The organism is uncultured Actinomyces sp. (assembly GCF_963526355.1).
Lineage (GTDB): Bacteria > Actinomycetota > Actinomycetes > Actinomycetales > Actinomycetaceae > Actinomyces.
In genome coordinates this window covers 1-6,531 of the sequence record NZ_CAUROW010000098.1, presented here as the reverse complement: position 1 = coordinate 6,531, position 6,531 = coordinate 1, and the positions used below count along the sequence as shown (strand labels likewise).

Genomic DNA, 6,531 nt, shown 5'->3' with positions numbered 1-6,531 from the left:
CCCGCAGCCGCCCCGGCTCCTGCCCCGGCTGGGGGACTCGTCGTGACCACCGACGGCCTGACCCGCGCCTACAACGGCGTCAACGCCGTCGACGGACTGAACCTGAGGGTGCCCGCAGGCGGCATCTACGGGTTCCTCGGCCCCAACGGCGCCGGCAAGTCCACCACCATGAAGCTCCTGCTGGGACTGACCCGTCCGACGTCGGGTCACATGAGCGTCCTGGGCCGTCCGGTGGGAGCCGGTGACTCCTTGCCTCCCGGGGCGATCGGCTCCCTCATCGAGGGCCCCTCCTACTACCCGAGCCTGACCGGTAAGGAGAATCTGGCCATGGTGGCCTCCTACCTGGGGCTGGGCTCCAGCCGTGTCGAGCACGCCCTGGCCACCGTCAACCTGACCGGGCATGGCGACAAGCAGGCCAAGAACTACTCCATGGGCATGAAGCAGCGCCTCGGGCTGGCCATGGCGCTCCTGGCGGATCCGTCCCTGATCCTTCTGGACGAGCCGACCAACGGGCTCGACCCGGCCGGGGTGGCTGAGATTCGTGAGCTGATCGTGTCGCTGGCGCGTCAGGAGGGAGTGACGGTGATCGTCTCATCGCACATCCTGTCCGAGATCGAGCAGATGGCCGACACGGTGGGGATCATCTGCGCGGGACGCCTGCGCTACCAGGGCCCGCTGTCGGGTCTGCGCGATGAGGGGGTCATCGAGATGATCGTCTCGGCGCCCACGGCGGTCTCGGGGCTTCTGGGCTCCTTGGGGCTGGCTCATGAGGTGCACGAGGGCGTGGTGCGCACCGCCATGCTGCCCGACGACGTCGTCGGCGAGCTCATCACCCGTATCGTCGCCTCCGGAACCACCGTCTACCGGGTTCAGACCGTGCGCAAGACCCTCGAGCAGGCCTTCCTGGAGCTGACCGAGCCCGCAGCCGCTCGCACCACCGCCCGCACGGCTTCTCAGGGGGTGGCCCGGTGAGTACCACGATGAGCACCGCGTCCCTCACCTCGGCCCCGTCCGTACCCCCGACCGCTTCCGCGTCCACGTCCTCGGCCCCGCCTGCAGGTGCGTCTGCGTCTTCGTCCGTGAGCGCGGGCGGGATGCTCAAGGCGCTGCGTCTGGAGGTCGGCAAGCTGCGTCGTAAGCACTACTGGCTCATCGCCGCAAGTACGGCGGGCGTGTGCCTGGGGTGGTGCGCCATGCTGATGACGCTTCGAGCCAGTGGCTCCGCCCAGGTGCGCAGCGCGGCCCTGCAGCTCAGCGAGTTCGCCCAGCTGATGGCCCTCCTCATGCCGATCGTCACGGCGGTGCTGGCCTCGCGCATCGTGAGTGTGGACGCCGAGGAGCGCATGGGTCAGCTGTTCACCGCGCTGGGGCAGCGCCCCATGACCCGGTACCGGGCCAAACTGATGATCGTCTTCCTCACGGTGATCGCGATGGAGACCGCCGTGCTGGTCATGCTGAGCGTGATGGCGAGCTCGATAGGACTGACCATGACCGATACCTACTGGAACGCGCTGGGACCCATGGTGGTGGAGCTGGTCTGCTCGACTCTGGCGATCTGCACGGTCCAACTGACGCTGTCGACCTGCCTGGACAAGCAGGCCATCGGCCTGGGAGCGGCGGCCATCGGCGGTTTCATCACCTCTGGCCTGCCCTTCGCCCACCTCGGGGGCTTGTCGTGGCTGCTGCCCTGGGGCATCGTTCCGGCGGCGACCCCCATCGACGGCACAGATGTCTCCATGGCCTCCCTGCGCGCCACCGGCGAGGTGACCCTCGCATCCCACCCCTGGCTCCTGGCAGGGCTGGCCGTACTGGCCGCAGCCGTCTGGAGCGCCGCCGCCTACGCCGTGATCGTCTACAAGGAGAACCACCGATGAGCACCCCCACCGCCTTCGCACCGTCAGCGCCCGCGATGAGAGCCCCCGACCTGTCCGCACCGTCCATGCCCGCTGCACCGTCCGTGCCCGATGGTCATCGCCCCTCGGTGCGTGCCGCGTGGTACTGGGAGAACCGCAAGGCCCCCAACCGGTGGTACTGGGTGGCGGTGAGCGTGCTGTGCTCCCTGGCGTCCCTGGGAGGCTATCTGCAGTACCGCGACTACCAGGACGACCTGCAGGCCCGCGGGATCTCCTGGGACCTGTTGTGGCCCCAGTCCACACTCATGCTGTCGATGCTGTTCCTACCGCTGGCGCTGGGCGCCTTCGAGGCGCAGGTCGCCGCCGGCGAGCACCGGGGGCGCAACTGGCAGCGGATGAGGGCCAACCGTCTGGAGGGCGCCATGGTGGCGGGCAAGCTGCTCCACGGGCTCCAGGTCGCCGCCACCACCACCGCGATCCTGATGGTCACCACGGCCATCGCCGGCCTGGTCGCGGGCTTCGACCTGACGGGCCTGGCCGCCTTCCTGCCCCGGTTCGGCGTCGTGGCGCTGGGGATGTGGGTCATCCTCACCTTCGTCACCTGGCTGGGGGTCGTCACCCGGTCCTTCGCCACCACCATGACCGCCGTACTGCTGAGCTCGATCGCGGGGATGGCGATGCTGCTGGTGGTCCGCCCCCTGGGCGTGCTCAACCCCATGGCCGTCCTGACCCGGGCCACTGCCGCCCTGACCCCGGAGACCATGACCTCACCGGGCGCAGTGGTCGCCGACGGCGTCATCTGCCTGGTGTGGGTCGCAGTGCTGGCCCTGGCTCTGCGCCGGGCGGTCAGGCGGCACTCATGAGCCCGATCCTCGCCCCCGCTGCGGGCCCCGACGGGGCCCGCCCTCAGGCCCCGCGCACCCGCCTGGACCGGCTCGCCCACTGGTGGCGCACCAGCACCCACACTCTGTGGGCGCTCCCCGGGGTCCTGGGAGTCTTCGAGATGATGGTCATGAACACCGTCGAGGCCTCCCTGACCCCCCTGACCTACACCCTGTGGACCGGCGTCGTCCTCCTGGCGGCCACCTGTCTGCTGGGCCGACGCCGCTGGCCCCTGGCCGTCGTGACCGTCATCTCCTTGGCCTCGGCCGCCGCAGACCTGTGGGGCCCCTTCGGCGCCCTGACCCTGCTGGCCCTGGTCTCCCTGTACGCCCTGCTCGCCACCGCCAGCACCCGCGACCGCCTCATCGGCACCCCTCTGAGCGCGCTGTGCCTCATCGTGCCCACAGTCCTGAGTGAGTGGCCGCGCAACGGCACCATGATCCCACTGATCTTCTCCCTGGCCCTCATGGTCGCCGCGGCAATCATCATCCGCTTACGCCGGGAGGCCCTCGAGCACGCCGACGCCCAGCTCGCCGCTCAGGCCGCCGCCCAGGCCACCGAGCAGCACCTGACCGCCCAACGTGACACCGCCCGCCACCAGAACCAGGTAGCCGCCGAGCTCCACGACTCCGTGGGACACTCCCTGACCGCCATCATCGCCCTGTCCGAGGGCCTGCGCGATACCACCACCACCGACCCCACCACCAACGAGGCCATCGACACCATTAACAACCTCGCCCGCGACGGTCTCGCCGACACCCGAAAGGCAGTCACCTCCCTCCACGCGCCGTTGCCCACCGCCGGGAACCCGGATGACGCAACAGAGATCATCTCTTCCCAGACACCTTCCGGTACTGCCGCACGCGTCAGTGCCGGGCACGGCTGGGCCCAGCTGGAGGACCTGCTGACCACGGTACGGGCGACCGGTATGAGCGCGGCCCTCACCGGGACCGGGAGACGCCCTGCCGATATGGCAGCCGATCAGACCCTCGGTCAAGCGGTTTACGTCGTCGTCCGGGAGGCCCTGACCAACGCCATGCGGCACGCCCAGGGCGCCACGCGCGTCATCGTCTCCCTGGATCATGGCGAGGCCGCCACGCAGATCACGGTGTCCGACGACGGTCACGGCGCAGCCGGCGACGGCGGCAGCGACGGGCACGGCCTGACCAACCTGGCCGAGACGGTCCGCGAGCTCGGCGGCGCACTGACCGCCGGCCCCGTGACCGATCCCGGCGCCACCGGCTGGGTACTGCGCGCCACCATCCCCTTCCCGAAAGGCGCAGCGTCTCGATGACCCCAGCAGTATCAGGTCCTCCGACACCCCAGGCGGGGACTCCCTCGAGCCCCCTCAGGCCGATCACGATCATGATCGTCGACGACCAGAAGGCGACCCGCATGGGTCTGTCCCTCATCATCAACCGGGCAGATGACCTGGAGGTCGTGGCCCAGGCCGTCCACGGTCAGGACGCCCTCGACCAGCTCGCCGGCCTGGTTCAGGAGCGCCGGCCACTCCCCGACGTCGTCCTCATGGACGTGCGCATGCCCGTTCTCAACGGGATCGACGCCACGGCTCGAATCACCCAGCTCTACCCCTCGATCCGGACCCTGGTGCTGACCACCTACGATGAGGACGAGTTCGCCTTCGGAGCGCTGTCCGCAGGCGCCTCGGGCTTCCTGCTCAAGGACACCCGCACGCTCGACCTCCATCAGGCGCTGCGGGCGGTCAGGTCAGGGGATGCGATCCTCACCCCGCGCATCACCCGTGAGCTGCTCAACCGGCACATGCTCAGACCCATCGCCTCACCTCAGCAACGCAGCGCGCTCTCCCGGCTCGAGCGGCTCAGCCCACGGGAGCGCGAGGTGGCCGAGCTGGTGGCCCGGGGACTGACGAACGCGGAGATCGCCCAGCGCCTCGTCCTGGCCACGGACTCGGTCAAGAAGAACGTCACCCGGATCCTGACCAAGCTGGACCTGCGCGACCGGGTCCAGCTCGTCATTCTCATGCGCGACGCCCAGTCCTGACCCGGCATTCTCCTGAGACCATCACCGCCGACACGCACCCCGCCCCTGATCGCCATCGATGAGGGGCGGGGTCCTGCGTATCAGGTCAGGCCGCCGATGCCATGGCGGGCACCAGGACTGCCTGTTGGGCCGGCGCGGGGGCCCGGTAGACGAGACGGGACTGGGCCAGGTAGTTGACGATGAAGAGCGTGGAGTCCACGAGCACCTTGGCCAGCCACAGGGGCGCTCCGGCACCGGTGAGGACGGCGATGCCGGCGTACGACGTGGCCGCCACCCCGCCCTGGACCGCGGCGTAGCCACCGGCCGAACGCCAGAAGGTCTCCGGGGCCGCGCGAAACAGGCGCCGGTTGAGCAGGAAGCCCAGGGTGCAGGAGACGATCCTGGCCCCGACGACGGCGTAGAGGACCGAGTCGGTCAGCGAGTTGAGGATGAGGACCAGGGCGTAGTCGACCGTCCAGCCGGACAAGGACACGGCGGCGAACAGGATGACTGTTGGAACCCGACGGCGCAGGCCGGTGAGCCGGTTCAGGGTGGTGGGGCGGGAGTCGGGGGAGGCTGCCGGTGTGGGGAGGGCGGGGCTCGTCATCGTCATGGCTACAAGCCTCGCCGCGAGCCTTATGCCGCCTGTTTGACGTGCCTGTGCCGTTCCTGTGAGTGATGTCGTTGGGATCCCGGGGTCTCGTCGCCCCTGGGATCCCGCCTTCAGAACAGGGCGTCCGTCTGTGGTGCAGCGGCAGGAGCGCTCGACGGCGCCGCCTCCGAGGTCTTCTCCTGCCTCCGGCCGCCCCGGGTCCATCCCGGCCCGGAGGGCGCGGGGCGACCCTGCTGGTAGGCGGTGGCGGCACCGCGGGCCCGGGAGTCGGCGGCCTCGTTCATGGGGTGGCCGACGTGTCCGCGCACCCACTCGAAACGCACGGTGCGACCCGCGAGCGCGGCATCGAGGTCCTTGACGAGGTCGGCGTTGAGGACCGGCTTGCCGTCGGCCTTGCGCCAGCCGCGCCTCTTCCATCCGTGGCGCCACTTGGTCAGGGAGTTGATGACGTACTGGGAGTCGCACTGGACGATGAGCTCCTCGCCGGTGAGTCCGGCGGCCTCGGTGGCTCGCAGGAGCTCGAGGACGGCGGTGAGCTCTCCGCGGTTGTTGGTCGACCTCTCCCAGCCTCCGGCTGCCCAGCAGTCGTCATCCACGTACCAGGCCCAGCCGGCCGGTCCCGGGTTGCCCAGGGAGGAACCGTCGGCAGCAGCAGTGATCGTCATGAAGAGCACTCTACCCACCAATCCTGGTGGTCCCGGGCAGACTCAACCTCCTGTGCCGGTATCGCCGCCGTGCTAGTCTGCCGGGCAGCAAGAATGATCTTGCCACCTGAAACATATCTCCTAAGAGGTACACCGATGTCCTCCACGCTGAACGCTCTATCAGCCTCGTCAGCGGCATCCGGCACACTCATCGCCGCACGCTGGTACGACTACATCCCCATCGCGATCTACTTCGCCTTCGTCATCGGCGTCGGGCTCATCGCCCGCGCTAAGGCGGCCACGGCCGACGGCTTCCTCACCTCGGGCCGTTCCCTGCCGGCCTGGGTGACGGGGATCGCCTTCGTCTCGGCGAACCTGGGCGCCGTCGAGATCATGGGAATGTCCGCCAACGGCGCCGAGTACGGCATACCGACCTTCCACTACTTCTGGATCGGCGCGGTCCCAGCCATGATCTTCCTGGGTCTGGTCATGATGCCCTTCTACTACGGCTCCAAGGTGCGCTCGGTGCCCGAGTTCA

The 6,531-nt window shown here is 69.2% G+C and carries 7 protein-coding genes and 1 pseudogene; 6 read left to right on the top strand and 2 right to left on the bottom strand.

Features of this window, described 5'->3' with window-relative positions; translation table 11 throughout:
• The 5 genes from RWR81_RS11805 to RWR81_RS11785 form a co-directional block, all read left to right on the top strand.
• The coding region (locus tag RWR81_RS11805; protein ID WP_399498439.1) for an ABC transporter ATP-binding protein at positions 1–972 on the top strand (972 nt) is incomplete at its 5' end.
• Positions 973–1,079: 107 nt separating this feature from the next.
• On the top strand, positions 1,080–1,874 hold the full coding sequence (locus RWR81_RS11800) for an ABC transporter permease (protein ID WP_314457931.1): 795 nt from the start codon (positions 1,080–1,082) through the stop codon (positions 1,872–1,874).
• Positions 1,871–2,716, top strand: coding sequence for an ABC transporter permease (locus tag RWR81_RS11795; RefSeq protein ID WP_314457930.1), 846 nt, complete (start codon positions 1,871–1,873; stop codon positions 2,714–2,716). The genes RWR81_RS11800 and RWR81_RS11795 overlap by 4 nt, the downstream gene beginning before the upstream one ends.
• On the top strand, positions 2,713–4,029 hold the full coding sequence (locus RWR81_RS11790; protein ID WP_314457929.1) for a histidine kinase: 1,317 nt from the start codon (positions 2,713–2,715) through the stop codon (positions 4,027–4,029). The genes RWR81_RS11795 and RWR81_RS11790 overlap by 4 nt, the downstream gene beginning before the upstream one ends.
• 71 nt (positions 4,030–4,100) lie before the next feature.
• A complete protein-coding gene (locus RWR81_RS11785; protein WP_314457928.1) occupies positions 4,101–4,757 on the top strand; it encodes a response regulator transcription factor in 657 nt (218 codons plus the stop codon).
• An 85-nt stretch (positions 4,758–4,842) separates the two neighbouring features.
• On the opposite strand, the gene RWR81_RS11780 is transcribed toward RWR81_RS11785, so the two are convergent.
• Together RWR81_RS11780 and RWR81_RS11775 are read right to left on the bottom strand one after the other, a co-directional pair.
• Positions 4,843–5,349 (bottom strand): GtrA family protein, encoded by a 507-nt coding sequence (locus tag RWR81_RS11780; protein WP_314457927.1) that lies wholly within the window; start codon positions 5,347–5,349, stop codon positions 4,843–4,845.
• 110 nt (positions 5,350–5,459) lie between these two features.
• The gene (locus tag RWR81_RS11775) at positions 5,460–6,014 is read right to left on the bottom strand and encodes a ribonuclease H (protein ID WP_314457926.1); all 555 of its coding nucleotides are present in this window, start codon (positions 6,012–6,014) and stop codon (positions 5,460–5,462) included.
• 135 nt (positions 6,015–6,149) lie between these two features.
• Here RWR81_RS11775 and RWR81_RS11770 point away from each other — a divergent pair.
• Positions 6,150–6,531, top strand: a pseudogene (locus tag RWR81_RS11770) (Na+/galactose cotransporter); the annotation flags it as partial.

Coding starts and splice junctions, on each gene's coding strand:
- RWR81_RS11795 (WP_314457930.1), top strand. CDS start 1,871: ATGAGCACCCCCACCGCCTTCGCACCGTCAGCGCCCGCGATGAGAGCC.
- RWR81_RS11785 (WP_314457928.1), top strand. CDS start 4,101: ATGATCGTCGACGACCAGAAGGCGACCCGCATGGGTCTGTCCCTCATC.
- RWR81_RS11775 (WP_314457926.1), bottom strand. CDS start 6,014: ATGACGATCACTGCTGCTGCCGACGGTTCCTCCCTGGGCAACCCGGGA.
- RWR81_RS11790 (WP_314457929.1), top strand. CDS start 2,713: ATGAGCCCGATCCTCGCCCCCGCTGCGGGCCCCGACGGGGCCCGCCCT.
- RWR81_RS11780 (WP_314457927.1), bottom strand. CDS start 5,349: ATGACGATGACGAGCCCCGCCCTCCCCACACCGGCAGCCTCCCCCGAC.